Annotated in this window: 30 protein-coding genes; 28 read left to right on the forward strand and 2 right to left on the reverse strand. The window is 47.9% G+C overall.

From position 1 onward, the window contains the following. The first annotated feature begins 66 nt into the window (after window positions 1-66). The 28 genes from spoIIR to fabZ all read left to right on the forward strand — a co-directional run bounded on the left by spoIIR (window position 67) and on the right by fabZ (window position 24,950). Window positions 67-828: a stage II sporulation protein R gene (gene spoIIR / locus BCOA_RS24600; protein WP_014096750.1), complete on the forward strand. Its 762-nt coding sequence runs from the start codon at window positions 67-69 to the stop codon at window positions 826-828. Between the two features lie 199 nt (window positions 829-1,027). Next, window positions 1,028-2,089, forward strand: coding sequence for an L-threonylcarbamoyladenylate synthase (locus BCOA_RS24605; RefSeq protein WP_014096751.1), 1,062 nt, complete (start codon window positions 1,028-1,030; stop codon window positions 2,087-2,089). A 144-nt stretch (window positions 2,090-2,233) separates the two neighbouring features. Next, window positions 2,234-2,785 (forward strand): manganese efflux pump MntP, encoded by a 552-nt coding sequence (locus BCOA_RS24610; RefSeq protein WP_014096752.1) that lies wholly within the window; start codon window positions 2,234-2,236, stop codon window positions 2,783-2,785. Between the two features lie 117 nt (window positions 2,786-2,902). Next, the gene (locus BCOA_RS24615; protein ID WP_014096753.1) at window positions 2,903-3,352 is read left to right on the forward strand and encodes a low molecular weight protein arginine phosphatase; all 450 of its coding nucleotides are present in this window, start codon (window positions 2,903-2,905) and stop codon (window positions 3,350-3,352) included. A gap of 3 nt (window positions 3,353-3,355) precedes the next feature. Continuing rightward, window positions 3,356-4,645, forward strand: a complete 1,290-nt coding sequence (locus BCOA_RS24620) for a methyl-accepting chemotaxis protein (RefSeq protein ID WP_014096754.1) — start codon at window positions 3,356-3,358, stop codon at window positions 4,643-4,645. Between the two features lie 267 nt (window positions 4,646-4,912). After that, window positions 4,913-5,353, forward strand: a complete 441-nt coding sequence (gene rpiB / locus BCOA_RS24630; RefSeq protein WP_014096755.1) for a ribose 5-phosphate isomerase B — start codon at window positions 4,913-4,915, stop codon at window positions 5,351-5,353. A 14-nt stretch (window positions 5,354-5,367) separates the two neighbouring features. Continuing rightward, the gene (locus tag BCOA_RS24635; RefSeq protein ID WP_014096756.1) at window positions 5,368-5,931 is read left to right on the forward strand and encodes a TIGR01440 family protein; all 564 of its coding nucleotides are present in this window, start codon (window positions 5,368-5,370) and stop codon (window positions 5,929-5,931) included. A 133-nt stretch (window positions 5,932-6,064) separates the two neighbouring features. After that, a complete protein-coding gene (glyA, locus tag BCOA_RS24640; RefSeq protein WP_014096757.1) occupies window positions 6,065-7,309 on the forward strand; it encodes a serine hydroxymethyltransferase in 1,245 nt (414 codons plus the stop codon). Between the two features lie 249 nt (window positions 7,310-7,558). Continuing rightward, window positions 7,559-8,188 carry a uracil phosphoribosyltransferase gene (gene upp, locus BCOA_RS24650; RefSeq protein WP_014096758.1) on the forward strand — a complete coding sequence of 210 codons (630 nt, stop codon included), beginning with the start codon at window positions 7,559-7,561 and terminating at the stop codon, window positions 8,186-8,188. Window positions 8,189-8,680: 492 nt separating this feature from the next. Beyond that, window positions 8,681-9,055, forward strand: a complete 375-nt coding sequence (locus BCOA_RS24660; protein WP_014096760.1) for an ATP synthase subunit I — start codon at window positions 8,681-8,683, stop codon at window positions 9,053-9,055. 16 nt (window positions 9,056-9,071) lie between these two features. Continuing rightward, entirely contained in the window at window positions 9,072-9,788 is a 717-nt protein-coding gene (gene atpB / locus BCOA_RS24665; protein ID WP_014096761.1) for a F0F1 ATP synthase subunit A, read from the forward strand. A gap of 65 nt (window positions 9,789-9,853) precedes the next feature. Next, entirely contained in the window at window positions 9,854-10,066 is a 213-nt protein-coding gene (gene atpE, locus BCOA_RS24670; RefSeq protein WP_026104500.1) for a F0F1 ATP synthase subunit C, read from the forward strand. Between the two features lie 183 nt (window positions 10,067-10,249). Beyond that, a complete protein-coding gene (atpF, locus tag BCOA_RS24675) occupies window positions 10,250-10,771 on the forward strand; it encodes a F0F1 ATP synthase subunit B (protein ID WP_014096763.1) in 522 nt (173 codons plus the stop codon). Beyond that, window positions 10,768-11,304, forward strand: coding sequence for a F0F1 ATP synthase subunit delta (locus BCOA_RS24680; RefSeq protein ID WP_014096764.1), 537 nt, complete (start codon window positions 10,768-10,770; stop codon window positions 11,302-11,304). The genes atpF and BCOA_RS24680 overlap by 4 nt, the downstream gene beginning before the upstream one ends. Window positions 11,305-11,327: 23 nt before the next feature. Next, window positions 11,328-12,842, forward strand: a complete 1,515-nt coding sequence (atpA, locus tag BCOA_RS24685; protein WP_014096765.1) for a F0F1 ATP synthase subunit alpha — start codon at window positions 11,328-11,330, stop codon at window positions 12,840-12,842. A 146-nt stretch (window positions 12,843-12,988) separates the two neighbouring features. Further along, on the forward strand, window positions 12,989-13,846 hold the full coding sequence (gene atpG / locus BCOA_RS24690) for an ATP synthase F1 subunit gamma (protein ID WP_014096766.1): 858 nt from the start codon (window positions 12,989-12,991) through the stop codon (window positions 13,844-13,846). 75 nt (window positions 13,847-13,921) lie between these two features. Next, complete coding sequence (gene atpD / locus BCOA_RS24695) at window positions 13,922-15,343, forward strand: F0F1 ATP synthase subunit beta (protein WP_014096767.1); 1,422 nt, start codon at window positions 13,922-13,924, stop codon at window positions 15,341-15,343. Window positions 15,344-15,365: 22 nt separating this feature from the next. Further along, window positions 15,366-15,776, forward strand: a complete 411-nt coding sequence (locus tag BCOA_RS24700) for a F0F1 ATP synthase subunit epsilon (RefSeq protein ID WP_014096768.1) — start codon at window positions 15,366-15,368, stop codon at window positions 15,774-15,776. 133 nt (window positions 15,777-15,909) lie between these two features. Next, window positions 15,910-16,146 (forward strand): DUF1146 family protein, encoded by a 237-nt coding sequence (locus tag BCOA_RS24705; RefSeq protein ID WP_014096769.1) that lies wholly within the window; start codon window positions 15,910-15,912, stop codon window positions 16,144-16,146. A gap of 232 nt (window positions 16,147-16,378) precedes the next feature. Continuing rightward, window positions 16,379-17,119, forward strand: coding sequence for a YwmB family TATA-box binding protein (locus tag BCOA_RS24710; RefSeq protein ID WP_014096770.1), 741 nt, complete (start codon window positions 16,379-16,381; stop codon window positions 17,117-17,119). A 32-nt stretch (window positions 17,120-17,151) separates the two neighbouring features. Beyond that, window positions 17,152-18,465, forward strand: coding sequence for a UDP-N-acetylglucosamine 1-carboxyvinyltransferase (gene murA, locus BCOA_RS24715; RefSeq protein ID WP_014096771.1), 1,314 nt, complete (start codon window positions 17,152-17,154; stop codon window positions 18,463-18,465). A gap of 396 nt (window positions 18,466-18,861) precedes the next feature. Further along, a complete protein-coding gene (gene spoIID / locus BCOA_RS24725; protein WP_014096772.1) occupies window positions 18,862-19,872 on the forward strand; it encodes a stage II sporulation protein D in 1,011 nt (336 codons plus the stop codon). A gap of 82 nt (window positions 19,873-19,954) precedes the next feature. Further along, on the forward strand, window positions 19,955-20,725 hold the full coding sequence (locus tag BCOA_RS24730; protein WP_014096773.1) for a M23 family metallopeptidase: 771 nt from the start codon (window positions 19,955-19,957) through the stop codon (window positions 20,723-20,725). A 329-nt stretch (window positions 20,726-21,054) separates the two neighbouring features. After that, window positions 21,055-21,321, forward strand: a complete 267-nt coding sequence (gene spoIIID, locus BCOA_RS24735) for a sporulation transcriptional regulator SpoIIID (protein ID WP_014096774.1) — start codon at window positions 21,055-21,057, stop codon at window positions 21,319-21,321. A 389-nt stretch (window positions 21,322-21,710) separates the two neighbouring features. After that, window positions 21,711-22,712: a rod shape-determining protein gene (locus BCOA_RS24740; RefSeq protein WP_014096775.1), complete on the forward strand. Its 1,002-nt coding sequence runs from the start codon at window positions 21,711-21,713 to the stop codon at window positions 22,710-22,712. Window positions 22,713-22,750: 38 nt separating this feature from the next. Beyond that, window positions 22,751-23,539, forward strand: coding sequence for a flagellar hook-basal body protein (locus BCOA_RS24745; RefSeq protein ID WP_014096776.1), 789 nt, complete (start codon window positions 22,751-22,753; stop codon window positions 23,537-23,539). 27 nt (window positions 23,540-23,566) lie between these two features. Then, window positions 23,567-24,397 carry a flagellar hook-basal body protein gene (locus tag BCOA_RS24750; protein ID WP_014096777.1) on the forward strand — a complete coding sequence of 277 codons (831 nt, stop codon included), beginning with the start codon at window positions 23,567-23,569 and terminating at the stop codon, window positions 24,395-24,397. Window positions 24,398-24,524: 127 nt separating this feature from the next. Beyond that, window positions 24,525-24,950 (forward strand): 3-hydroxyacyl-ACP dehydratase FabZ, encoded by a 426-nt coding sequence (gene fabZ, locus BCOA_RS24755; RefSeq protein WP_014096778.1) that lies wholly within the window; start codon window positions 24,525-24,527, stop codon window positions 24,948-24,950. A 184-nt stretch (window positions 24,951-25,134) separates the two neighbouring features. On the opposite strand, the gene BCOA_RS35320 is transcribed toward fabZ, so the two are convergent. Then, window positions 25,135-25,299 (reverse strand): hypothetical protein, encoded by a 165-nt coding sequence (locus BCOA_RS35320; protein ID WP_013860712.1) that lies wholly within the window; start codon window positions 25,297-25,299, stop codon window positions 25,135-25,137. Window positions 25,300-25,305: 6 nt separating this feature from the next. After that, the gene (locus BCOA_RS24760) at window positions 25,306-25,665 is read right to left on the reverse strand and encodes a single-stranded DNA-binding protein (RefSeq protein WP_014096779.1); all 360 of its coding nucleotides are present in this window, start codon (window positions 25,663-25,665) and stop codon (window positions 25,306-25,308) included. Window positions 25,666-25,961: the final 296 nt, after the last annotated feature.

The following is a 25,961-nucleotide window of genomic DNA, read 5'->3' on the forward strand; positions in this document are numbered from 1 at the left end:
CAGATTCATAGTTTAAAATCCCCTGTTCCTGCCCACAATGGGAATATGAAGGGACGGGGGAAGAAAATGAAAAGAAAAACAGTGGTTTCATTGTATATCTTCATGTTATCGATCGCAACGATCATCAGTTTATATGCACCGAAACAAAAAGCGGTGGAGGCTGAAACCATCGTTATTCCGAAAGATGCGATCCGGCTGCGCATTCTGGCAAACAGTGACAAGCCGGAAGACCAGGCAGTAAAACGGAAAATCCGCGATGAAGTAAATACGAACATCGCCAAATGGGTAGGCCACTTAAATTCCAAAAAAGAAGCGGAAAAAGTCATCCGCTCCCACTTGCCGGAAATTGAAAGCATTGCAAGAAGGGTGATGGCGGAAGAACAGCTGGACGAACCGGTAAAAGCCGAACTTGGTAAGGTCGCCTTTCCGACAAAATTATACGGCCAGTACTTATATCCGGCCGGGAAGTATGAAGCGGTTTTGATTACGCTTGGGGAAGGCAAGGGCGCCAATTGGTGGTGCGTCCTGTATCCGCCCCTCTGTTTTCTCGATTTTTCCAACGGCGTTGCAACAAGCAGCAGGGGTGAAGAAAAGAAATCGGAAACAAAGAAGGTTGCGACTTCCAATGCCCGCACAAAACCTGCCGAAGCGGCGACAGCTGAAAAAGTGAACCGGAAACCGCATGAAAATCAACCAGCGGCACAAGACCGCAAAACGAAACAGCCAGTCGGTGAAACAGCAAACCACACTAGCGCTGTTTACGCCGGAGAGGATGGCGAGGTGGAGAAAAAGCTGCTGATTGTGAAAGTGATCAAAGAACTGTTTTAACATTTTCCACCCGGATTGTGGAAAGCTCGGACAAACGGGCTGGAACAAAGACGGGTTATCAACAAAATGCGAAGTATTATCCACAAGTTGTGGATAATACTTGTTTCATTTTTCGAACTTTTGTATACTTGCCGGGAGAAAACTTGATAAATAAATATCCTGGCAGGACCGATGATTGGATGGAGAAAGGTGAAAAAGAATGGAAACAAAATACTGGGTTGTGGATAAAACTGTGGAGAATCCCGGTGCTTATCCACAACTTGCAGAAGCAGCGCAGTTACTGAAAGAGAAGCAGACAGTCGCTTTTCCGACTGAAACGGTATACGGTTTAGGAGCCGATGCAACAAGCGATGAAGCGGTGGATAAGATTTTCAAGGCAAAAGGAAGGCCATCCGATAATCCGCTGATTGTCCACATTGCGGAGGAAAAGCAGCTGGAAGAATTGGCGGAAGAAATACCGGAAACGGCGAAAGTGCTGATGAAAGCTTTTTGGCCGGGCCCGCTTACGCTCGTTGTAAAAGTAAAGAAAGGGGCATTGTCCGAAAAGGTGACGGCCGGGCTGGACACGGTCGGGATCCGCATGCCCCGGCATCCGGTTGCACTGGCGCTTATTCGCATGAGCGGGCTGCCGATTGCCGCCCCGAGCGCCAACCGGTCCGGCAAGCCGAGCCCGACATTAGCTCGCCATGTCCGGGAAGACCTTGCCGGTAAAATTGCCGGCATTGTGGACGGCGGAGAAACGGGTGTCGGAGTGGAATCGACCGTGCTCGATGTGACAGCGGAAGTGCCTGTGATTTTGCGCCCGGGCGGTGTTACGAAAGAACAGCTCGAAGAACGGATTGGAAAAGTGAGGCTTGATCCGGGACTTAAGGGAACTGGTGCTGGCGCCCGGCCGAAAGCACCCGGCATGAAATATACGCATTATGCGCCAGATGCGCCGGTTTATCTTGTGGATGGCAGCATAGCTTTTATGCAGCAAATGATCGATGCGCACCGGAAAAAAGGGGAAGTAACAGGAGCGATTGTGACGGAAGAAACGTCCGGTATCGTCCGTGCTGATGTGGTGGCAGTTTGTGGCAGGCGGGCATCCCTTGAGACCGTTGCCCAGCACTTGTATGATACACTTCGGTCGTTTAATGCGCAAAAAGTGGATGTGATATTTTCTGAAATTTTTCCGCGTGAAGGCATCGGCCGGGCGATTATGAATCGGCTTGAGAAAGCAGCGGGGCATCGTTATGTAAAAGAAGAGGATGTTCAGTAACCCGGACGCTTTTAAACTGCCCTTATCGCTTGGTGCTGTTTTATTGCGGATCGGGTGCGCGGGCGGTTTCGGATGATCTGCGGCTTCTAAAACGCCCCGGACGTGCATAAGCTGGAGTAGGCACGTCCAAAGGGGGAAAAAGAGATGGCAGTCATCGCAGAAATGGTAACTTTGGCGATCATGGCTTTGGCGCTCGGTATGGATGCTTTTTCGGTAAGCCTCGGCGTGGGCATGATGCAGCCCAGACTGAGGCAAATCTTTTACATAGGTTTAACGGTCGGCATTTTTCATGTGTTGATGCCGGTTCTCGGCATTTTTGCGGGCCATCTTCTCTCCCGTACTTTTGGCCTATTTGCCCAGTATATTGGTGGCATATTGCTCGTGATTATGGGGATACAGATGATTGTATGGGTCTTCAAAAAGGAGGGGGCGCAAGCTGTCAGCCCGTCCGGATGGGGAACGATGCTGTTTGCGTTGAGTGTAAGCCTGGACAGTTTTTCTGCCGGGCTATCACTTGGCATTTTCGGCGTGCGGACTGTTGCTGTTATGATTTGCTTCGGCGTTGCTGCTACATTTTTAACCTGGCTCGGCCTTTTGATTGGCAGGAAATTCCAGGGTTGGATCGGGGTGTACGGCGAAGTGCTCGGGGGAACGATCCTCGTTGTTTTTGGACTGAAATTGCTATTTTCTATTTAGAAAAGCCGGCTTCAATTTTCCGGCGTTTTTTTATCTATCAACAGATTGACCTTGTAATTAAGGTCTTTTTTACTATAATAATAGTAGATTTAAAAGTTCAGGATAGGAGGACAGCCTTTGAATATCCTTTTTGTTTGCACCGGGAATACATGCAGGAGCCCGATGGCGGAGGCCATTTTAAAAGCTAAACAGCTGACAGGCATTGAAGTGGAATCAGCCGGCCTTTTTGCGCCCGAGGGTGAAGACGCTTCTGTCCATACCTACGAAGTACTGAAAGAAAATGGAATCGATTTCCGCCACCACGCCCGGAACCTTTCGGAGAATTTGGCGGGTTGGGCTGACGTGATTCTTACGATGACGTCCGGGCACAAACAGGCAGTGGCAGCACGGTATCCGCATGCCCGCAATAAAACGTTTACGATCGCGGAGTATGCCGGAAGCAGCGGGGATGTGCCGGATCCGTACGGCGGCAGCCTGGATGCTTACAGAGAAACTTATCAACAATTGCATGCATTGATCAATCGTTTGATTAAAAACAGGAAAATGGGAAACCAGGGGCGGGTGTGACGGATGGAAAAGCGAAGCTATAGATTCAGTTTAACGAAGAAAATTGTATTGTTCGTAACCGGGCTGTCTTTTATTACATATTCGGCAAGCGGTCTTTTCATTTATCTTATTTATCCGTTTTTTTCCGACTGGATAAAGCTGCCGTGGTTTATTGTCATTACACTTGCATTAGGGATTATCTGGTCCGGGATTTTAAGCTTTTTCGGTTCATTCCTGATTGCAGGCCCGATGCGCAAGTTAGAAGATGCAGCCCTTAAAGCGAGCCGCGGGGATTTAAGAGATGAAGTCCCCGTGCCGAAATCGGGCGATGAAATCGAGTCGCTCGCAGCGGCTTTCAATTCTTTGCTTTCCAATTTGCGGGAGACGGTTGAACAAATTGATGAAAATGTGGAACGCACCAAAGAAAGTGTGTCGGAAATATCGGAGAAAACGGCACTGGCTGCGGGCCAGGCGGAACATGTAAACAAGACGGTGGAAGAGATTTCACTTGGCGCCGAGCAATCCGCGGCTGCCACCCAATCTGCGGCTGACCTCGTTGAAAAAACCTATCAGCTTGCATCCGAAGTCCGCGGGAAAGCGGATACTTGCAAAAAATCTTCTGATCACATGCTGAGCGAATTAAAGACGAGCAAAGAGACAATGGACTCGCTTATATCAGGTGTTGAAAATCTGGCAAAAGAAAATACCATCTCGCTGGAAGCCGTTCGGGATCTTGCGGAAGAAACGAAGAAAGTGGAGGGGATCATTTCTTTTGTCGGTGAAGTCGCGGCACAAACCAATTTGCTGGCGTTGAATGCTTCTATTGAAGCGGCACGCGCCGGGGAATACGGGCGCGGGTTTGCGGTGGTCGCAAATGAGGTCCGGAAGCTTGCGGATGAAAGTGCCCAGGCCGTTCAGGGTATTACCGGGATGATCCAGCACATTGAGCAGGAAGGTACACGGGTTGTCGAACAAATGGCTGTACAAGTTCAAAAAGCCAATGAAGAAGTGCACAGAGGACAAAAGGCCAATGAAGCGATGGACAGAATGACGGAATCAATCCATTTGGTTGCGGGGGCAGTTGATCAAATTGCCGGTATGGCCAAGAACCAAATGGATGCGATTCACGAAGCTTCGAGCCAGTCGCAGGAAGTGGCGGCCATTACCGAACAGACTTCTGCCGGGGCAAAAGAAGTCACCGCGATTACAAATGAGCAGGCGCAGAACATGGAATTGATTGAAAGGCTTATCGCGCAGCTCGAGCAGGATGCGGAGAAATTAAAAGGGAGCACCCGCCGCTTTCATATCCGGTGAGTTTTTCGCCCGCCTGGTTTTGGACGGGGAGCACCGGTTTTGGCTGGAAGAAGCGTGGCAATTCTGGTTTTGTGCCGGGAAATCCCGCAAGACAAGAGGAGATGCGGAAACATGTGGCCGTATGCCTGGCATTTTTCCGGGGACGATGGACGTTTTAAACGGGCCGGAAATTTTAACAGCCATGGAACCTGGCTCTAAGACGCTTTATTTTCTTTTTCGCCGTTCTGTGCCACAATAGAATCAGAAGCATGAAGGAGGGGGAAGAACATGAAAGTGGCATTGGCTTCAGACCACGGCGGTAAGCATCTTAAACAGGAAATTGCGGGTTTGCTTCAGGATCTGGGTGTTGCCTACGAAGATTTCGGATGCGATTGTGAAGGATCGGTTGATTATCCGGATTACGCGCTTCCGGTTGCGGAAAAGGTGGCAAAAGGGGAATTTGACCGTGCGATCCTTATTTGCGGCACCGGAATCGGGATGTGTATTTCCGCCAATAAAGTAAAGGGTATCCGTTGCGCGCTTGTGCATGATGTCTTCAGCGCGAAGGCTACAAGGGCCCATAATGACAGCAATGTCCTCGCCATGGGAGAGCGGGTCATCGGGCCGGGGCTGGCCTGTGAAATTGTAAAAGAATGGCTCGGAACGCCGTTTGAAGGCGGCCGCCATGCGCGCAGGATTGAGAAAATCGCGCAGTATGAACAAAAATAACAGAGGTGTTTTTGTTGCAATCAGATTCGGCACGTTTGGAAGAACAGTTGGACCGCATGCTGGATGAATTTTTCCGGCAGGTGCCAATGAAAAAAGGACAGGTTTTTGTTGTTGGCTGCTCGACATCCGAAGTAACCGGGAAAAAAATCGGGACAGCAGGGGCAATGGATGTCGCCGCCATTATTTATGACAGTGTACAGAAGTTTGCACGCCAGTTCGGATTCCAACCGGCATTTCAATGCTGCGAACACCTGAACCGGGCGCTTGTGGTTGACCGTTCGCTCGCCGATGAAAAGGGGTGGGAAGAAGTGACGGTCGTGCCTGTTCGGAAGGCGGGCGGCGCGATGGCTGCGTATGCATACGCTCACATGGAAGATCCCGTTGTCGTCGAATATATCCGGGCTGACGCGGGCATCGACATCGGGGATACATTGATCGGCATGCACTTAAAGCATGTTGCCGTACCTGTAAGGGTTTCCGAAAAAGAGCTGGGAAAAGCCCATGTTACATTTGCCAAAACGCGGCCGAAACTGATCGGCGGCGTGCGGGCGGTTTACGAAAAAGAACAGCCGGAATAAGGACCCCTATACTGCCCTGCATGTTGTATGCGGGGCATGTTTTTTTTCTTCCTGTCAAAAAAATGGACAAATTTTGCAAAGCATTATGGTAAAATAAAAAAGAATATGAAAACAATCTTGAGGGGGTACCGAATTGAGCCATATTGCAAATCAAGACAAGGAAGTTTACGAGGCGATCCGGCAGGAATTGAACCGGCAAAGAAACAAGATTGAACTCATTGCCAGCGAAAATTTTGTCAGCGAAGCGGTGATGGAAGCACAAGGCTCCGTTCTGACCAACAAATACGCGGAAGGCTATCCGGGGCACCGTTATTACGGCGGATGCGAATATGTGGATATTGTGGAAGACCTTGCGCGGGAGCGGGCAAAACAGCTTTTTGGTGCCGAACATGTCAATGTCCAGCCGCATTCTGGCGCACAGGCCAATATGGCGGTTTATTTCACCATTCTGGAGCACGGCGATACGGTGCTTGGCATGAATTTGTCCCACGGCGGGCATTTGACACATGGCAGCCCGGTCAATTTCAGCGGCATGCAGTACCATTTTGTGGAATACGGTGTGGATAAGGAAACGCAGCATATTGATTATGAAGATGTATTGGAAAAAGCGCGCGTACATAAGCCGAAACTGATTGTTGCCGGTGCAAGTGCATACCCCCGCACGATTGATTTTAAAAAGTTCAAGGAAATTGCGGATGAAGTCGGCGCCTATTTAATGGTGGATATGGCGCATATTGCAGGGCTTGTGGCTTGCGGGTTACATCCGAACCCTGTGCCGTATGCGGATTTTGTGACGACCACAACGCATAAAACATTGCGGGGACCGCGCGGCGGCATGATTTTATGCAAAGCGGAATTTGCAAAGAAAGTGGACAAATCGATTTTCCCGGGGATCCAGGGCGGCCCGCTTATGCATGTGATTGCGGCTAAAGCCGTCGCTTTTGGAGAGGCGCTTACAGACGGGTTCAAAATCTATTCGCAAAAAGTGGTGGATAACGCAAAACGGCTGGCGGAAGGGCTCCAAAAAGAGGGATTTGACCTTGTATCCGGCGGGACGGATAATCATCTTATTCTCGTTGATTTGCGCTCTTTCGGCATTACCGGGAAGGATGCGGAGAAAGTGCTCGATGATATCGGCATTACGGCCAATAAAAATACGATTCCGTATGACCCGGAAAGCCCGTTTGTGACAAGCGGTCTCAGAATCGGCACACCCGCAGTCACAACAAGGGGATTCGGCCTTGAAGAAATGGATGAGGTGGCATCCATTATCGGATCGGCATTGAAAAATCCGGATAACGAAGCAGTCTTAAAAGAAGCGGCAGGACGCGTCAAGCATCTTACGGAACGCTTTCCGCTGTACGCCGGCCAAAACTAAGCAGGGGTTTTATCCCGCTTTTTCCGGACGGATGGCTGGTCCGCTTCCAATGTGGCATAAAAACAAATTCGAGTCAGAACCGGCAAAAAAATTGAGCAGGATGGCCCCGTAAAACGCGGGGCTGGATCCTTTCGCCCGGCCTCAGGATTTTCTTTTGGCTTTCCTTGAGATTGGGCGCTTTTTTCGTGTAAAATGGTTGGGGTAAGCATTTGCCGAACCTGATACCAACCTTTAAAGGAGAGAATTCATTTGAGCACACTTCATGTCATTGACCACCCGCTGATCCAGCACAAGTTGACGTATATCCGCGATAAACATACGGGGACAAAAGAATTCCGCGAACTTGTCGACGAAGTATCGACTTTGATGGCATTTGAAATTACCCGCGATATGCCGCTTGAAGAAATTGAAATTGAAACGCCGGTCTGCAAGGCAAAATCAAAAATTTTATCCGGCAAAAAAATCGGCATTGTCCCGATCCTGCGTGCGGGCCTGGGCATGGTCGACGGCGTGCGGAAACTGATCCCGGCTGCAAAAGTCGGACATGTCGGCCTGTACCGCGATCCGAAGACACTGACGCCGGTTGAATATTACATAAAACTTCCAAGCGATGTAGAGGAACGCGATTTTATTATTGTCGATCCGATGCTGGCTACAGGCGGTTCTGCCGTGGATGCGATCCAGTCTTTAAAACAGCGAGGCGCAAAAAACATTAAATTCATGTGCCTGATTGCATCCCCTGAGGGTGTGAAAGCCGTACAGAGAGCCCATCCGGACGTTGATATTTATACAGCAGCCCTTGATGAGAAGCTGAATGAGCAAGGGTACATTGTGCCGGGCCTCGGAGATGCGGGGGACCGCCTGTTTGGAACAAAATAAAATGTATGGATGCGCTTCGTGTTTTACAATTTTGTTAACCCTGCAGAAACAGGCTGGTAAAAAAATAAAAAGGGTCTATAATAACGGTATGTTTTCGGTATATAGATGAATGCCAGGTATGTAAACGATTGGAAAAAGGGCGCAAGCTTACGCCAGTGCAGGCGTTTCCTTCCTATTTCGGGAGGCGGGATGACCTTTTCTCGAAAAAACAAGTTCTAATGACTATATCAAGGAAACTCCTATTGACATTGGATAAGCGCTATTGTATGCTAAAAAAGTGTACATAATGAGAAGGTTTTCATATGGTTGGGATTCTACTATTTTATATGCCGGAAATCTGAAAAACCAGTAAAGCCGGAGCTGCAGGCTACTCGTAACCTTAACAAATTGTAAGTTTTGGTTAAGAATGTTGCGATTTGCCAGGTGAAGTGACATACCGCTTTCCTGCTGTGCTGCAATTGATCGGCGTCCCTTGTCAGGAGTGTTTAAGGCATGCCGGAACTTCTACGTATCTACAAAAGGCTGCGCAAGTATTTGGTGATTCTTTTGTGCCTTTATTTGACGGGGGCGATGTTTCCCGGTTGCCGCTCTGTTTTCCTCGGGCTTTTGCTTGGCACAGCTGTTAGCCTCTTTAACTTATGGCTTATGGTGAAGAAAACATTGGCGGTTACCGATGTTTCCTCAGGCAAAAAAAGGGTCTCGCTCGGTACCGGGATGAGAATGGCGACTGCTGTCCTCGCGGTGGCGGTGGCGCTCCGTTTTCCGGATTTGTTTCATCTTTTAGCTGTAGTGATTGGCGTAATGACATCTTATCTGGTCATTATGATAGATTTTTTTGTAGGTTTGCTTCAACAAAGAAAAAAGTAAAGTGAGGTGAGTTTCGGTGGAACATAAGCAACCGATAGTTGAATTCATGGGGTTGTATTTTAACCTGTCCAACGTCATGATGATTACTGTCTCATCATTGATCGTGTTCATCATTGCGGTCATCTCAACAAGAAAGTTGGCGTTGAAACCTACAGGCATGCAGAATTTTATGGAATGGGTCATGGATTTTGTAAGAGGGATCATTAAAAGCAATATGGACTGGAAAACCGGCGGCGTCTTTCACATTCTGGGTCTAACACTGATCATGTATATCTTTGTTTCCAATATGCTTGGATTGCCGTTTATGGTTGTTTATGACCATTATTCCTGGTGGAAGTCACCTACTTCCGACCCGGTTGTTACCCTTACGCTGGCTGTTCTGGTCATGGGCCTGTCCCACTTTTACGGTGTCAAAAAGAGGGGGTTTGGCGGATATCTGAAAAGCTATGCTGAACCGTTATGGTTTCTGGTCCCGATTAACCTGATCGAACAGTTTGCCAACACATTAACATTAGGGCTCCGGCTTTATGGGAATATTTATGCCGGCGAAGTGTTGCTGTCGCTGCTTGCGGGCACTTTGGCGATGCATACAAACATTTGGGGGACAATCGGAGCAATTATTCCGACCCTTGTATGGCAAGGATTTTCTATTTTTGTCGGCACGATCCAGGCATATATCTTTACCATGTTAACAATGGTTTATATTTCTCATAGGATTGCCCATGAGGAATAACCATTTCTATATTTTTGAAAAATCACCTATTTATATATTCCAAAGGAGGAAATCTTATCATGAGTTTGGGTATTCTTGCAGCAGCAATCGCAGTTGGTTTGGCAGCATTGGGCGCCGGTATTGGTAACGGCCTTATTGTCGGTCGTACAGTTGAAGGGATTGCAAGGCAGCCAGAAGCACGCGGCCTTTTGCAGACAACAATGTTTATCGGCATCGGCTTAGTTGAAGCTCTTCCTATCATTGCGGTTGTTATCGCATTTATTGCACTGGGAAGATAAGGAAAATGTTGACGGCGAAGCGGATTCTAAGAAACCTTCGCCTTTCCTTTATGATTTAGCCAAGAATCGTTGTGGCTTTTGTTTTGAGCGGTTCAAGGCCATCTTCTTTGAACCATTTTGCTTCTTTTTTGGTAAAGGGTGCGAAAGAATGTTTTAAGAACGTGTGGAAGGGAGTGAACCCGGGTGTCCCAGACTGATTTAGTACTCGGATTTGTGCTAGGGAAGCTCAACACAGGCGATATTTTATTCCAGGCCATCATCTTTGTTGTGTTGCTTCTGCTATTGAAAAAATTTGCTTACGGTCCTCTTGTCGAAATGATGAGGAAACGTGAGGAACATATTGCAAAAGAAATTGAAACGGCGGAAAAAAACCGCGAAGAAGCAGCCAAGCTTTTGGAAGAACAGCGCAAGTTGCTGAAAGAAGCACGCGTTGAAGGTCAGAATTTAATTGAAAACGCAAGGAAACAAGCAGAAGTGCAGCATGATGATATCGTTGCAACAGCGCGTCAGGAAGCAGAACGCATGAAAGATGCAGCCAAAGTTGAAATCGAACAGGAAAAAGCAAAAGCTGTTGCTGCTTTGCGTGAACAGGTAGCATCCTTGTCCGTGATGATTGCCTCTAAAGTGATTGAAAAAGAAATTTCCGAGAAAGACCACGAGAAATTCATACTCGATTCTATTAAAGAGGCAGGAGAAATGAAATGAGTAATGAGGCGGTAGAAAAACGGTACGCTTCGGCACTTTTCGAGCTTGCAAAAGAGCACGGGCAGCTTCAAGAGATCGAAAAAGAAGTCCGGGCGGTAAAAGAGGTTTTTGAGGAAAACGAACCGTTCCGAAAGCTCCTTAAATCTCCGAAATTGACGATAGAAAAGAAACAAGAAATCCTTAAAAACATTTTTTCCGGATTATCCACTTTCACTTTGAATTTGTTGTTGCTCTTGACTGAGCGGCACAGGGACGAGCTCATTCCTAGGGTGTGCCGTGCTTTTATTGAACGGGTGAATGATGAACGCGGCATTGCAGATGCACTTGTCTACTCTGCCCGCCCGCTTTCTGCAGACGAGAGCAAAGCGATATCCGAAGTATTTGCCAAAAAAGTCGGAAAGCTGTCTTTAAACATTGAGAATATCGTGGATGACGGTCTGCTAGCCGGATTAAAAATCAGAATTGGAAACTCTATTTTTGACAGCAGTTTGCGCGGAAAATTGGAACGGCTTGAAAAAACATTAATCAGTTAAGTGAGAAATGAGGTGCTGGATTTATGAGCATTAAGGCTGAAGAAATCAGCTTGCTGATAAAAAAACAGATTGAAAATTACCAGTCTGAAATTGAAGTGAGCGATGTCGGTACCGTTATCGAAGTCGGTGACGGGATTGCACGTGCACACGGTCTTGACCAGGCGATGGCCGGGGAACTGCTGGAATTTTCCAACGGCGTCATGGGGCTTGCGCAGAACCTTGAGGAAAGTAATGTCGGGATCATTATTCTCGGGCCTTACCGCGAAATCCATGAAGGCGATGAAGTAAGGCGTACAGGCCGGATCATGCAGGTGCCGGTCGGGGAGGAACTGATCGGTCGTGTCGTCAACCCGCTCGGCCAGCCGGTTGACGGGCTCGGACCCATCAACACAACGAAAACCCGCCCGATTGAATCAAGAGCGCCTGGCGTAATGGATCGGAAATCGGTAAGCGAACCGCTGCAAACGGGGATTAAGGCGATCGATGCGCTTGTGCCGATCGGCCGCGGACAGCGGGAATTGATTATCGGCGACCGCCAAACCGGTAAAACGACCATTGCGATTGATACGATTATAAACCAAAAAGACCAGGACATGATTTGTATTTATGTTGCGATCGGCCAGAAAGAATCGACCGTCCGCGGTACAGTTGAAACGCTTCGCAAATTCGGAGCTTTGGATTATACGATTGTGGTAACGGCTTCCGCTTCACAACCGGCGCCTCTTCAATACCTGGCTCCGTATGCCGGTGTTGCGATGGGTGAAGAATTCATGCACAACGGAAAACACGTGCTTGTTGTATATGATGACTTATCCAAACAGGCTGTTGCTTACCGTGAACTTTCCTTGCTGTTGCGCCGTCCGCCGGGCCGTGAAGCCTATCCTGGCGATGTATTCTACTTGCACTCCCGCCTGCTTGAACGTGCTGCCAAATTAAGCGATGCAAAAGGCGGAGGTTCATTGACTGCATTGCCGTTCGTTGAAACACAGGCCGGCGATATTTCGGCTTACATTCCGACAAACGTGATTTCGATTACAGACGGGCAGATCTTCCTGCAGTCCGACTTGTTCTTCTCAGGTGTCCGTCCGGCGATCAATGCAGGGTTATCCGTATCCCGCGTCGGCGGTGCCGCACAAATCAAGGCAATGAAAAAAGTTTCCGGTACACTGCGTCTTGACCTGGCCTCTTACCGTGAACTTGAGTCATTTGCCCAATTCGGGTCGGATCTGGATAAAGCCACCCAGGCAAAACTGGCACGCGGGCAGCGTACGGTTGAAGTATTGAAGCAGGATCTGAACAAGCCAATCAAAGTGGAAAAACAAGTATGCATCCTGTATGCATTAACAAAAGGGTTGCTGGACGATATTCCAGTAGAAGACATTCTCCGTTTTGAATCGGAACTTTATGACTGGCTGGACCAGAACCGGGCATCCCTGCTCGAAGAAATCCGTACAACCGGAAATCTTCCTGACGATGAAAAAATGAAAGAAGCTATTCAGGCTTTTAAAAAGACCTTCGTAGCATCTGAACAGCAATAATAATTGGACAGAGAACCCCGTTACCCTTATGCAGCATGCGTTCTTTTTTCACTGTAGCATCATCCCGGGGCAAACGGGCCGGATAAGACAAAGGATTTCAATCCGGGATTGGAATCCTGATTAACTCACAAGGGTGGTGAAGTGAAGTGGCATCCTTACGCGATATAAAAAACCGGATCAACTCTACGCAGAAAACAAGCCAGATTACGAAGGCCATGCAGATGGTGTCGGCTGCAAAACTGAACCGTGCGGAATTGTCCGCCAAATCATTTGTCCCTTATATGGAGAAAATGCAGGATGTAGTGGTCAGCATTTCCCAGGGGACAGGCGGCGTCCGGCATCCGATGCTTGTTTCCCGCCCGGTTAAAAGGACCGGTTATTTCGTGATCACATCTGACCGCGGACTGGCCGGCGCTTTTAACAGCAACGTTTTAAGGCTTGTAACCCAGACCATTCGGGAACGCCATCAATCTGATGATGAATATGCGATTATTGTTATCGGCCGTACAGGATACGAATTTTTCAGGCGTCTAAAGATGAATGTTGTGCTGCAGATTGTCGGCCTGTCTGACCATCCGACATTCCAGGATATCGAAAATATTACAAAGAAAACGGTCGCGATGTATGAAGACGGGACATTTGATGAGTTGTATTTGTATTACAACCATTTTGTCAGCGCCATTAGCCAGGATGTGACGGAAAAAAGGCTGCTGCCGCTTACGGATGTAACGACGACAAACCGGCTCATTTCCTATGAATTTGAACCGTCTGCAGAAGAAATCCTGAGTGTTTTGCTGCCGCAATACGCAGAAAGCCTCATTTACGGCGCACTGCTGGACAGCAAAGCAAGTGAACACGCGGCACGCATGACTGCAATGAGAAATGCGACGGACAATGCAACTGAATTAATCGACTCGTTGACATTGACATATAACCGTGCCCGCCAGGCATCCATCACACAGGAAATTACGGAAATTGTCGGTGGAGCAGCTGCACTGGAATAATTTCCGTTTTGGCAAACCGCTCTTTTGTCGAAACGGAACGGGCATGTGCCATCAAGCAAGTTAGGAGGGAACAGTATGAGCATTGGACACGTTCTGCAAGTAATGGGTCCGGTAGTTGACGTAAAGTTTGAAAATGGTCAGCTCCCTGATATTTATAACGCATTAAAAATCAATTATAAAGCAAAAAATGCCAATGAAGTGGATATCAATGTCACACTGGAAGTTGCATTACACCTGGGCGATGATGCCGTCCGCACGATTGCGATGGCTTCCACAGACGGCATCCGCCGCGGCATGGAAGTGGTGGACACAGGTGCGCCGATCTCTGTACCGGTAGGGGAAGCAACCCTTGGCCGTGTATTTAATGTCCTCGGGGAAGTCATTGACCTTGACGGCGAACTGAAAGGCAATGTGCGACGCGACCCGATCCAAAAACCGGCGCCTTCTTTCGAGCAATTATCCACGCAGGTTGAAATTCTTGAAACCGGCATTAAAGTCGTTGACCTTTTGGCGCCTTACATCAAAGGTGGGAAGATTGGCTTGTTCGGCGGTGCCGGCGTTGGCAAAACCGTGTTAATCCAGGAACTGATTAACAACGTTGCACAGGAACACGGCGGTATTTCCGTATTCGCCGGCGTAGGAGAACGGACACGTGAAGGGAACGACCTCTACTACGAAATGAAAGATTCCGGCGTTATTGCCAAAACAGCGATGGTGTTCGGACAAATGAACGAACCGCCTGGCGCACGGATGCGTGTCGCTTTAACAGGGCTGACGATGGCTGAATATTTCCGTGATGAGCAAGGGCAGGACGTATTGCTCTTTATCGATAATATTTTCCGTTTCACACAGGCAGGTTCTGAAGTTTCTGCGCTGCTCGGCCGTATGCCGTCAGCCGTAGGTTACCAGCCGACCCTTGCAACCGAAATGGGTCAGCTGCAGGAACGGATTACGTCGACCAATAAAGGTTCCATTACTTCCATTCAGGCGATTTACGTACCTGCTGACGACTATACTGACCCGGCTCCGGCCACAACATTTGCCCACCTCGATGCGACGACAAACCTTGAACGGCGTTTGTCGGAAATGGGGATTTATCCTGCTGTGGATCCGCTCGCTTCGACATCAAGGGCATTGTCCCCTGAAATTGTCGGGGAAGAGCATTACAATGTTGCCCGCCAGGTACAGCAAACATTGCAACGTTACCGCGAGCTTCAGGACATTATCGCGATCCTCGGGATGGACGAACTGAGCGAAGATGACAAAATGATTGTTGCGCGGGCTCGGCGCATCCAGTTCTTCCTGTCGCAAAACTTCCACGTTGCGGAACAATTCACAGGCCAGCCTGGATCTTATGTGCCGGTTAAGGAAACCGTCCGCGGCTTTAAAGAAATTCTTGAAGGGAAATACGACCATCTTCCTGAAGATGCTTTCCGCCTCGTAGGCACGATCGAGGATGCTGTGAAAAAAGCGGAAGCCATGGGTGTAAAAGTATAATACGGGACCGGGAGGAAGCAAAATGAGGACATTTGAAGCCAGTGTTGTCACTCCGGACGGCCCGGTATACAATGCGGAAGTAGAAATGGTTATTGCAAAGGCCAAAAGCGGCGAGATCGGCATCCTGTACGGGCATGTTCCGCTTGTTGCGCCGCTTGATATCGGCGTTGTCCGGTTTAAAAACGGCGACCAGGAAAAAGTGGTTGCAGTGAGCGGCGGCATTTTGGAAACACGGTCCAATCAAGTGACCATTCTGGCGCAGGCTGCCGAAACCCCCGAACAGATAGACATCCGGCGGGCGGAAGAAGCAAAGCAGCGCGCAGAAAAAAGATTGCATCAGTCCCATCAGGATGATGTTGATTTTAAACGGGCAGAGCTTGCGTTAAAACGCGCGATGAACCGGATTGATGTCTACCGCCACTTTTCCAGATAACCGCTTTTCCATATTGTCATTTTATGATCAAAATAACGGCACCTTCTGCTTTTTCGGAAGGTGTTTTTCTTTAAGCGGCTGATTTACCGGGCAGGCGCCTGAACGGACTAAAACAGGAAGGGAATGAGGACAGATGACAGCCGAATTCGGAACGCAGGCAGTGCTCAGCATCCTTGTGAATTTATTTTTTATTGGCATGACGTTTTGGATCCTCCAAGCCGTCCACATTGAAAAGATCATAAAGAAAAACCACATTGTCCAGGCAAGGCTCTTGTATATTTTCCTTTCTGTCGCAATCGGATACAGCGTCAGCAATTTTTTCCTTGATTATTTGCTGTGGGCGCAGCGCCTGCATTTCCTGTTCCAATGACGGGTGTCGTCAAGCATTGTTTCAAAATTCCAATTGATTGGTTCTTTTGAGGCTGGAAAATGGTTCATTTTTCCTGTTTCCAAAAAATCATCTGTTGCATACAATTTAGGTATGCTTTTTTGACAAAATTCATTATACTAGTGTATAGGGTGTCAAAACTTGACGACTTTTACCTGGTATTTCTGCCGTCTCTCTTGTTAACACTTTTAATAAGAGAGAGGGGAGCGCAAAGATGAAATTCCGATTTGTATATCCGGTTTTGGCAATTGTAGGTTTGACACTTATTTTCATGGGGAATAAGACAGATGCGGCCAATTTTACGGATCAATTGCAGTTATTTCAGGCGTCCATTGCAAAATTAAACGGCAAAGTCACTGAATGGTCTTTATATACAAGAGAACCCCTGAGGGCGCCGTCCGAACCGGAATGGGCCGAAAAAGTGCAGACATTGCAGGATACATTCCCTGAAATGCACTGGTCGGTAAAAACGGACAGGCATGTGAAGGTGCTCACGGGCAAGCTGGAAAAAAGCCATTATGTCGAAACCGTAAAATTTATGTCGACCCTATCAAATGCTGAAAACGGTTCGTATATCATTTATGAAGTGAATGGCAAAGGATGGGACCGCGCGCAAATGCGTAAAGTCAATCAACTGGTATCTGCCCGCACTCGAGCGCTTTTTACGAAAAAGCCCATGGTTTTCTCTTGTATCAAAGGCGAATTCAGTGATAAAATGGATCGTGTTTTGTTACATGAAAAAAAAGAACAACTGCTGAAACGTCTTGATGCGAAAGAAACTGAAACAATGGAAGAAAAGAACTTTTATGCAGTTTCCGGATACTCGCCTAAGTTTTCTGAAAATATCCATGCCAAAAACCGGAAAATGAATGTGCAAATCGGTTTGCGAAACAGCGGTTTGAGCGGTAAGACAACGGTCGTAATTGGCACACCCATCATTACGATTGAATATTAATATAGAGAATATGGACGCGGAGGGGAATACTCTTGGAAAAGATCATCGTCCGCGGCGGAAACAGGCTTCAGGGCGCCGTTCAAGTGGAAGGCGCAAAGAATGCCGTATTGCCTGTGATCGCTGCATCGTTATTGGCAAGTGAAGGAAAAAGCATCATACGTGATGTACCACAACTCTCCGATGTATTTACAATCAGTGAAGTGCTGCGCCACCTGAATGCTGAAGTTACGTTTCTGGAGAATGAAATCACTGTAGATGCATCAAGGGAGTTATCAATTGAAACGCCTTTTGAATATGTACGCAAAATGAGGGCATCTTTTTTAGTGCTGGGGCCGTTACTGGCAAGAACCGGGAAAGCAAGGGTCGCATTACCGGGAGGCTGCGCCATCGGATCCCGCCCTATTGACTTGCACTTAAAAGGATTTGAAGCAATGGGCGCCAAAGTAGATGTGGGAAACGGCTTTATTGAAGCGTCGGTATCCGGCCGCTTGCATGGCGCGAAAATATATATGGATTTTCCAAGCGTCGGCGCAACCCAGAATATTATGATGGCCGCATCGCTGGCTGACGGACAAACGGTCATTGAAAACTGTGCAAAAGAACCTGAAATTGTGGATCTTGCCAATTTCCTGAATGAAATGGGCGCGAATGTAAAAGGTGCCGGCACGGGAACCATCAAGATCGAAGGTGTGGAGAAGCTGCATGCTGCTGATCATACCATCATACCGGACAGAATTGAAGCAGGGACATTTATGGTTGCTGCTGCGATTACAAAGGGAAATGTGTTGGTAAAAGGTGCGGTACCTGAGCATATTTCTTCCTTAATTGCAAAACTGGAGGAAATGGGTGTAACCATCATTGAAGAAGAGAACGGCGTCCGGGTTATCGGCCCGGAAACATTAAAGGCAGTAGACATCAAGACAATGCCTTATCCGGGATTTCCGACCGATATGCAGTCGCAAATGATGGCGCTCCTTTTGTGTGCTGAAGGCACGAGCGTGATTACGGAAACGGTATTTGAAAACCGATTCATGCATGTGGAAGAATTCCGGCGCATGAATGCGGATTTAAAAATAGAAGGGCGTTCGGTTATTGTGAACGGGCCGTGCAATTTGCAGGGGGCTGAAGTTGCCGCAACAGACCTGCGGGCAGCCGCCGCTTTAATTATTGCCGGGCTGGCGGCAAAAGGCATCACCCGGGTGACCGAATTAAAACATCTGGATCGCGGCTATTTGAACTTTCATTTAAAACTGGCTGCACTTGGGGCCAACATTGAAAGGGTCGACGATGAAGCGGAAGTTGCGCCGGCAAAACAAGATCAGTTGCTTGCTGACGCCAATCTCTAGTTTGTATAAAAACCTCTGTACATATTCCCCATGTGCAGGGTTTTTTTTTTCGCCATTTTTCTGCCGCTGTTCCCATTATGGACAAAACGGGCCGGTTTCAAACGTATAGGTCCTGATTTTTCATATAGTTGTTGAACAGTTTATGCTGAAACGCCGGCCAGTGCGTTCTCTCCTGCCCCAAGCGTGCGCCCCGCAACTTTTCCGATGTGCATCTCTCCTCCTTTGCCCATAAGCGCGCCGGACGGTTCGGTGGCTTTTTTTTCAGTGCCGGCAAATGCTTGCCCCGTGCTTGTCCCCCACAACGTTCTAGCATGCATTTTTAATCATAAATGCTTGTCCCGTCCCATAAATTGGAGTATAGGCTTTTCACCACTTCGACCATATGGAGGCGTCAGCATGAAACCAATCAAACCTGTTGTAGTCGCAGCGATCCTCGTACTCGCCTTTTCCTTCCTTATTCCGGCCCTCGTCGTCCTTCCGTTCCACAACGACAAGGTGAGCGGAAAATTGCATGAAAAAAAACCGGCAAAGGAGGAGAAAAAAGCGGCATCCGTCCAGGTATCCGTATACAGAAGCATGGAGAAAAAGGTTGACCGCGTGCCAATGGAAGACTATGTTGCAGGCGTGGTCGCAGCTGAAATGCCTGCAACGTTTAAACTTGAGGCATTAAAAGCCCAGGCACTGACTGCCCGCACTTTCATCGTCAACCGGATGTTAAATGGCGGAAACAGGGATTTGCCGGATAATGCCAATGTGACAGATACGGTCAACGACCAGGTATATTTGAGCCGGGATGAACTGAAAAACGTTTGGGGGAAAGCGTATCAGGAAAAAATGGAGAAAATCAACAAAGCGGTCGCTGCAACAGAAGGCGAAATTATCACTTACCATAACAAGCCGATCGATGCAGCGTTTTTTTCCACCAGCAACGGCTACACAGAAAATGCCGGCGATTACTGGTCCAGTGCCGTACCCTATTTAAAAAGCGTGAAAAGCCCGTGGGATCAAAACTCGCCTAAATTCAAGAAAGTCACATCCATCCCCGCCACGGCGTTTGAACAAAAACTCGGGGTCCGGATGCAAGCGAATGATACGGGAACCGTCTTATCCAGGACAGAAGGAAAAAGAGTGGCGAAAATCAAAATTGCCGGCAAAGTTTTCACCGGCAGGCAGGTGAGGGAAAAGCTGGGGCTGCCTTCTTCAGATTTTACATGGGAAAGAAAAGGAAATGAAATTGAAATTACAACGAAAGGATACGGGCACGGCGTCGGCATGAGCCAGTACGGGGCAAACGGCATGGCACAGGAAGGGAAAGATTATAAAGCGATTGTGGCGTATTATTATCAAGGCGTCACGGTTCAGCCATTCAGCCAAATTGCCGGAGCCGGCGCCCTAGCAAAAAAATAACCCCTTTCGAGACAAAAATTTTTTAAACTTGATGTATAAACAAATGAAGAAATGTTCAGAATGGTTGCTGAGGTGATGATAAATGAGAGAGGAAGAAAAGAAACGGCCTTCTCAACCAAAGAACATAAAAAATTTCTTCAAAAAACGCTGGGTCTATCCGGCAATCTATTTAGTAAGCGCGGTGCTGTTGATTACAGGGATTATTTGGTATCAGTCGCTTGGAACCCATTCGGCAAAAGAAAAATTTAAAAACGATGTATCCATCAGCCAGAAAGGATCCGGCAATGAAGCAATCGAAGTAAACAAAGCGGTAGAAAACTTCAGAATGCCGGTACAAAAACCTGAACTGGCCACGATTGAGAAGAAGTTTTACGATGCGAATGCTTCCGTCAAGGACCAGGAAGCCGCACTCGTTGTATACGGCAACACGTACCAGCCGAACCAGGGAGTCGACATTACGATGAAAAATGGCAAAACATTTGACGTTGTCGCTGCAATGGGCGGCACTGTTACAAAAGTGCAGGAAGACGCTGTTTTGGGCAATGTCATTGAAGTCGAACATGACAAAGGTGTGACGACCGAATACCAATCGGTAAAAGACATTGCGGTGAAAGAAGGCGATACGGTTAAGCAAGGACAAACGATCGCAAAAGCCGGCCGGAGCGAGCTGAACAAAGCAGCCGGGACGCATCTTCATTTTGAAATCCGCAAAGATGATGTAGCGGTCAATCCGGAAGGCTACTTCAATAAAACGGTCAGCGACGTCAAAACGCCGGAAGTTTCATCTGATAGCAGCCAGTCTAAGCAAAGCCAGTCTTCTGAAAAAACATCAACCAGCCAGAAAAGTCATTAAAACACAGCCCGCGCTGTAAACAGGACAGAAAACCTCTGTCCTTTTTTTATGTTTTCCGCCTGCTTCCCGTAAAAAAAGCAGTTTCTTGCATAAAATGGTACACAAGCTAATAAACTGTTACAAACTTGACAAAAAAGCGAGAGTGTTTGAGGTGAGGAATCGTTAATGACGGGAACATCTTCGCTACAGACTTGATTATATTCTGCACCATCAGAAAGGCTTCACTTTCTGCCGCAAGCATGAACAGCCTGCGGGACCCAGTACAAAATTGAATCCAGCGAGTCTCATTTCACACGCCTCACATCCAATTTTTGGGGAGGGCGAGTAGTGTGCACGATTACATCAAAGAGAGGACTATCAAGATTGGGAAGTATATCGTGGAGACGAGGAAAACAGTTCGCGTAATTGCGAAAGAGTTTGGCGTATCCAAAAGTACTGTCCATAAAGATTTGACGGAAAGGCTGCCGGAAATCAATCCGGAACTGGCAAATGAGGTAAAGGATATCCTCGATTACCATAAATCTGTCCGCCATTTGCGCGGAGGGGAAGCAACGAAGCAAAAATATAAAAAAGAAGAGTATCCAGTCACAGAATAACAGCAAAACCGTTAGCAGCGCTTTCCGGCTCATGAGGGCTCCATGATCCCTGAAAGAAGCAATCGAATTGCGCGGTTGCTTCTTTTTACGGACCGGATCGGTTTGGGGAACGATTCCGGTGACAGTGCGCAGCTGCTTCCATCCGGTAAACAGCTGTCGCAAAATTAAAAAGGACACCCATGCGGAAGCCGCTTTTTTGAAAGACCGGCCCCTGTAAAATCCCCTCCGTTTACCCCGCTTGAAAAATACCCGAAAATAAAATTTGACAAATGATCCCGAAACCCGGCAAAAATATGCTAAAATAAATAATCAGGGATAACAGACAATGATAGACTTCGAATAGATAAATCGTCCTAAAAAAGTTTGAAAAATGAGGAAGGAGCACATACATGTTTGCAAAGGATATCGGAATTGATTTGGGTACCGCGAATGTACTGATCCACGTAAAAGGCCAGGGAATTGTGCTGAATGAGCCATCTGTTGTGGCGATTGAGAAAACAGCCAATAAAGTGCTCGCAGTCGGGGAGGAAGCGCGCCGCATGGTAGGCAGGACACCAGGCAATATAGTCGCCATCCGCCCGTTGAAAGACGGTGTCATTGCCGATTTTGACGTAACAGAAACGATGCTGCGGTATTTTATTAACAAGCTGAATGTAAAGGGATTCTTATCGAAACCGCGCATTTTGATTTGCTGCCCGACAAATATTACGAGCGTGGAGCAGAAAGCGATCCGCGAGGCAGCAGAAAAAAGCGGCGGGAAAAATGTTTACCTGGAAGAAGAACCGAAAGTGGCGGCCATCGGTGCAGGCATGGACATTTTCCAGCCGAGCGGGAACATGGTGGTTGATATCGGCGGCGGCACGACGGATATTGCGGTACTATCGATGGGGGACATCGTGACAAGCTCGTCCATCAAAATGGCCGGTGACAAATTTGACAATGAAATTCTGCAGTATATAAAACGGGAGTACAAACTGCTGATCGGCGAACGGACGGCGGAGAATATCAAGATGAATATCGGCACGGTATTTCCGGGCGCCCGCAATGAAGAAATGGACATCCGGGGCAGGGATATGGTTTCCGGCTTGCCGCGGACGATTACGATTAAATCTGCTGAAATTGAAAAAGCGCTGCGTGAATCCGTATCCATCATTGTCCACGCCACGAAAAACGTTTTGGAGAAAACGCCTCCTGAACTGTCAGCCGACATCATTGATCGTGGTGTCATTTTAACAGGCGGTGGGGCCCTTTTGCACGGTATTGACCAATTGCTTGCCGAAGAAATTAAAGTACCGGTCCTTGTTGCCGAAAATCCGATGAGTTCTGTAGCGATCGGAACAGGCGTCATGCTTGAAAATATCGATAAAATTTCAAAAAGAAAACTCGTTTAATCAAACGTTTGATGAATGCTCCAGCGAGGTGAATGGCAATGTTACGGGGTTTGTATACAGCGGCTTCCGGGATGATCGCCCAGCAGCGGAAAACGGATTTGCTCGCCAATAATTTATCCAACGCAGATACGCCGGGATATAAAACGGACCAGTCATCGATCCGCTCTTTCCCGAAAATGCTGCTCAGTTATATGGATAAAAACGGGACAACAGGCGAAGTGGTGAAATCGGTCGGGTCACTTGCGACCGGTGTTTACATGCAGGAAACACTGCCGCTTTTTAAACAGGGCGACCTTGAAGAAACAGGCAACCGGACCGATTTGGCCATATTCGATCAAGCTTCACCGGAGGGGAGCCTGTTCTTCCGCATCGATGATGGCAACGGCCATGAAGTCTATACGCGGAACGGGAATTTCACGGTAAACCCGGAAGGCTATTTAACGACCGCTTCCGGCCATTATGTGCTGGATGAAAACGGGGGCCGGATTCGGACAGGGGGAACCGATTTTTCCGTCGATGCGGCTGGCGCGGTAACGGAGAACGGGCGCTATGCAGGTACGATCGGCCTTGCTTACGCCCAAAATCCGGCACAGCTTGAGAAAACAGGCGACGGTTTATATACGCTCGCGAATAACGGTGCGCTGCCGGCTGCAGGCCAAAACGGCTTTCAAATCAAGCAGGGCTTCCTGGAATCTTCCAATGTCGATGAGACAAAAACAATGACAGATATGATGAGTGCTTACCGCTCTTTTGAAGCCAATCAAAAAGTACTGCAGGCTTATGATGCAAGCCTCGGCAAAGCCGTAAACGACGTAGGAAAAGTATAACGGAGAATGGTAGGGTGAAATAGCGCCATGAATCAATCCATGCTGACAGCAACGAACACGCTCAGGCAGTTGCAGGACAAAATCGATACCATCAGCCATAATGTTGCCAATGTGGATACAAACGGCTATAAAAGCAAACAGGCGAGCTTTACCGATCTGCTCGTCCAGCAAATCAACAACCAGCCGGATACATCCAAAGAAACAGGCAGAAAAACGCCGTACGGCATCCGGACCGGCACGGGGGCAAAACTGGCACAAGCGGTCATTTCCCCATCGCAGGGGGCACTTGAACATACCGGACGCGCCCTTGATATGGCCTTTACAAAAGAAAACCAGTATTTAAAAGTGCTTGCCCGGGCAAATGGCAGTGATGAAGTGGCATTTACGCGCAATGGCGCATTGGAAGTGTCCCCGCTCGGAAACAATAGAAGTGTGCTCACTGATGCGAACGGGAACCCTGTCCTGGATGAGCATAACGCGATGATTACATTTCGGGGCAATGTAGCAGATTACGCGATCAGGCCAAACGGGACCTTGCAGGTGGCATACAGTGATGGCACGCGGGAAAGCTTTAACCTCGGCGTTGTCCAAATGCGCAATCCGCAAGTGCTGGAACAGGTCGGGAACAACTTGCTGAGACTGCCGCAAAACGTTAATGCGGCAAATGTGTACACAGATTTGACAGGTGCAACCCGCAGCCAGATTTCTATGCAGCAGGGCGTGCTTGAAAAATCGAATGTCGACCTTTCCACTGAAATAACGGAGCTAACGAAAACAGAACGGTTGTATCAGTTCCAGTCAAAGACGATTACATTGTCCGACCAGATGATGGGCCTTGTAAATAACATCCGTTCCTGATGATTCGTTTTTTACGGAAAACAGCTGTCTTGCACTTTAAGGCGGATCCCGGGGAAGGCAGCTGTTTGGATCCTGCCCCCGCCTTGTTCGCTCCCGGATTGAAACTGAAAATGGAGGATTTTTGCCAATGTTGGATTTGCAACAAATTAAAGACATTCTCCCGCATCGTTATCCTTTTTTATTGATTGATCGTATTCTTGAAGTGGAAGAAGGAAAACGTGCGGTTGGAATCAAAAATGTATCTGGAAATGAACCCTTTTTTGCCGGCCACTTCCCGTCCTATCCGGTCATGCCGGGTGTATTGATTGTGGAGGCGCTCGCACAAGTGGGCGCTGTCGCCATGTTAAAAAAGGAAGAAAACCGCGGGAAACTTGCGCTTTTTGCAGGGATTGACAAATGCCGGTTTAAACGCCAGGTGAAACCGGGAGACCAGCTTCATCTCGAAGTGGAAATCATCCGCTTGAAAGGGCCGGTCGGAAAAGGCAAAGCGGTTGCCACCGTCGACGGGGAGCTTGCCTGTGAAGCGGAAATCATGTTTGCGCTTGAAAAATAAAGACGGGGCACCAGGCCGCTTTTTCCCGAAAAAAAATCAGCCGGATGTCCAGCTGACAAAAAAGAAAAGGGGATAAGAAGAGGATCGGTATTGATAACAAACACATTCTCTCTGATGGGGCAAAATAGGAGAAACATTTAGGAACTGGTAAATGGAAAAAAGTTAGGAAAGGAAAACTCTTACGTTACTTCAGGTGTGGCACGAGTGCGGGCATTTTGCGGCTCTCTTCCTCTATCCGTTTTACTTCCTGCATCAAAAGTGCAAGCTGCCGGTTCAGCATGCCCTGCTTGACGATCATATCCGCTAAGACCCGCTCAAGTGCATCCAACCGTTTTGCTGCATCTTCCATTGCATGCTACCCTCCCTGACCGGTTTTTTGCAGCGGCTTGTTTTCCGGCCGTTTGCTTAAAAATTGGACTGTGTCGGCAATGACTTCGGTGACATAAACCCTTTTTCCTTCTTTATTATCATAATGGCGGGTCTGAATCCGACCGGTAATGCCGAGCATGGAACCTTTTGCGCAATATTTGCTTGTGTTTTCTGCGATTTTATTCCAAAGGGTACATTGGACAAAATCGGTTAACGTTTCGCCAAATTGGTTCCGGTAATGGCGGTTTAAGGCAAGCGTAACATTTAACACCGGTTTTCCATCTGCTGTGTAGTGAAGATCCGGATCTTTTGTAAGCCTTCCAACTAATGTGACCTGGTTAATCAACTGTGCCACCCCCTTCCTGCATTTATCTTACCGGCTTTCCATTTTCGTGTAAAATCGTCATTTTTCAAAAATCGCCCCCTTTTTTCGGGCAAAAATCAATTTTTCACGCGTGATTTTTACAAATTTCGGCGACAAAAAAGGGATATGGTATAATTTAAAATTTTTTTCGTATGGAGATGGGCATTGTCGGCCGGCAAAAACATGGCAGTCACCGGTCTTTTGAGACGAGGGGAGAAACTTGGCGTGATCGGTGATCGTAGGTTGGATGTATGTTATAATTTTTACAAACGAATAGG

The sequence above is a fragment of the Heyndrickxia coagulans 36D1 genome (assembly GCF_000169195.2).
Classification (GTDB): Bacteria; Bacillota; Bacilli; order Bacillales; family Bacillaceae_C; genus Weizmannia; species Weizmannia faecalis.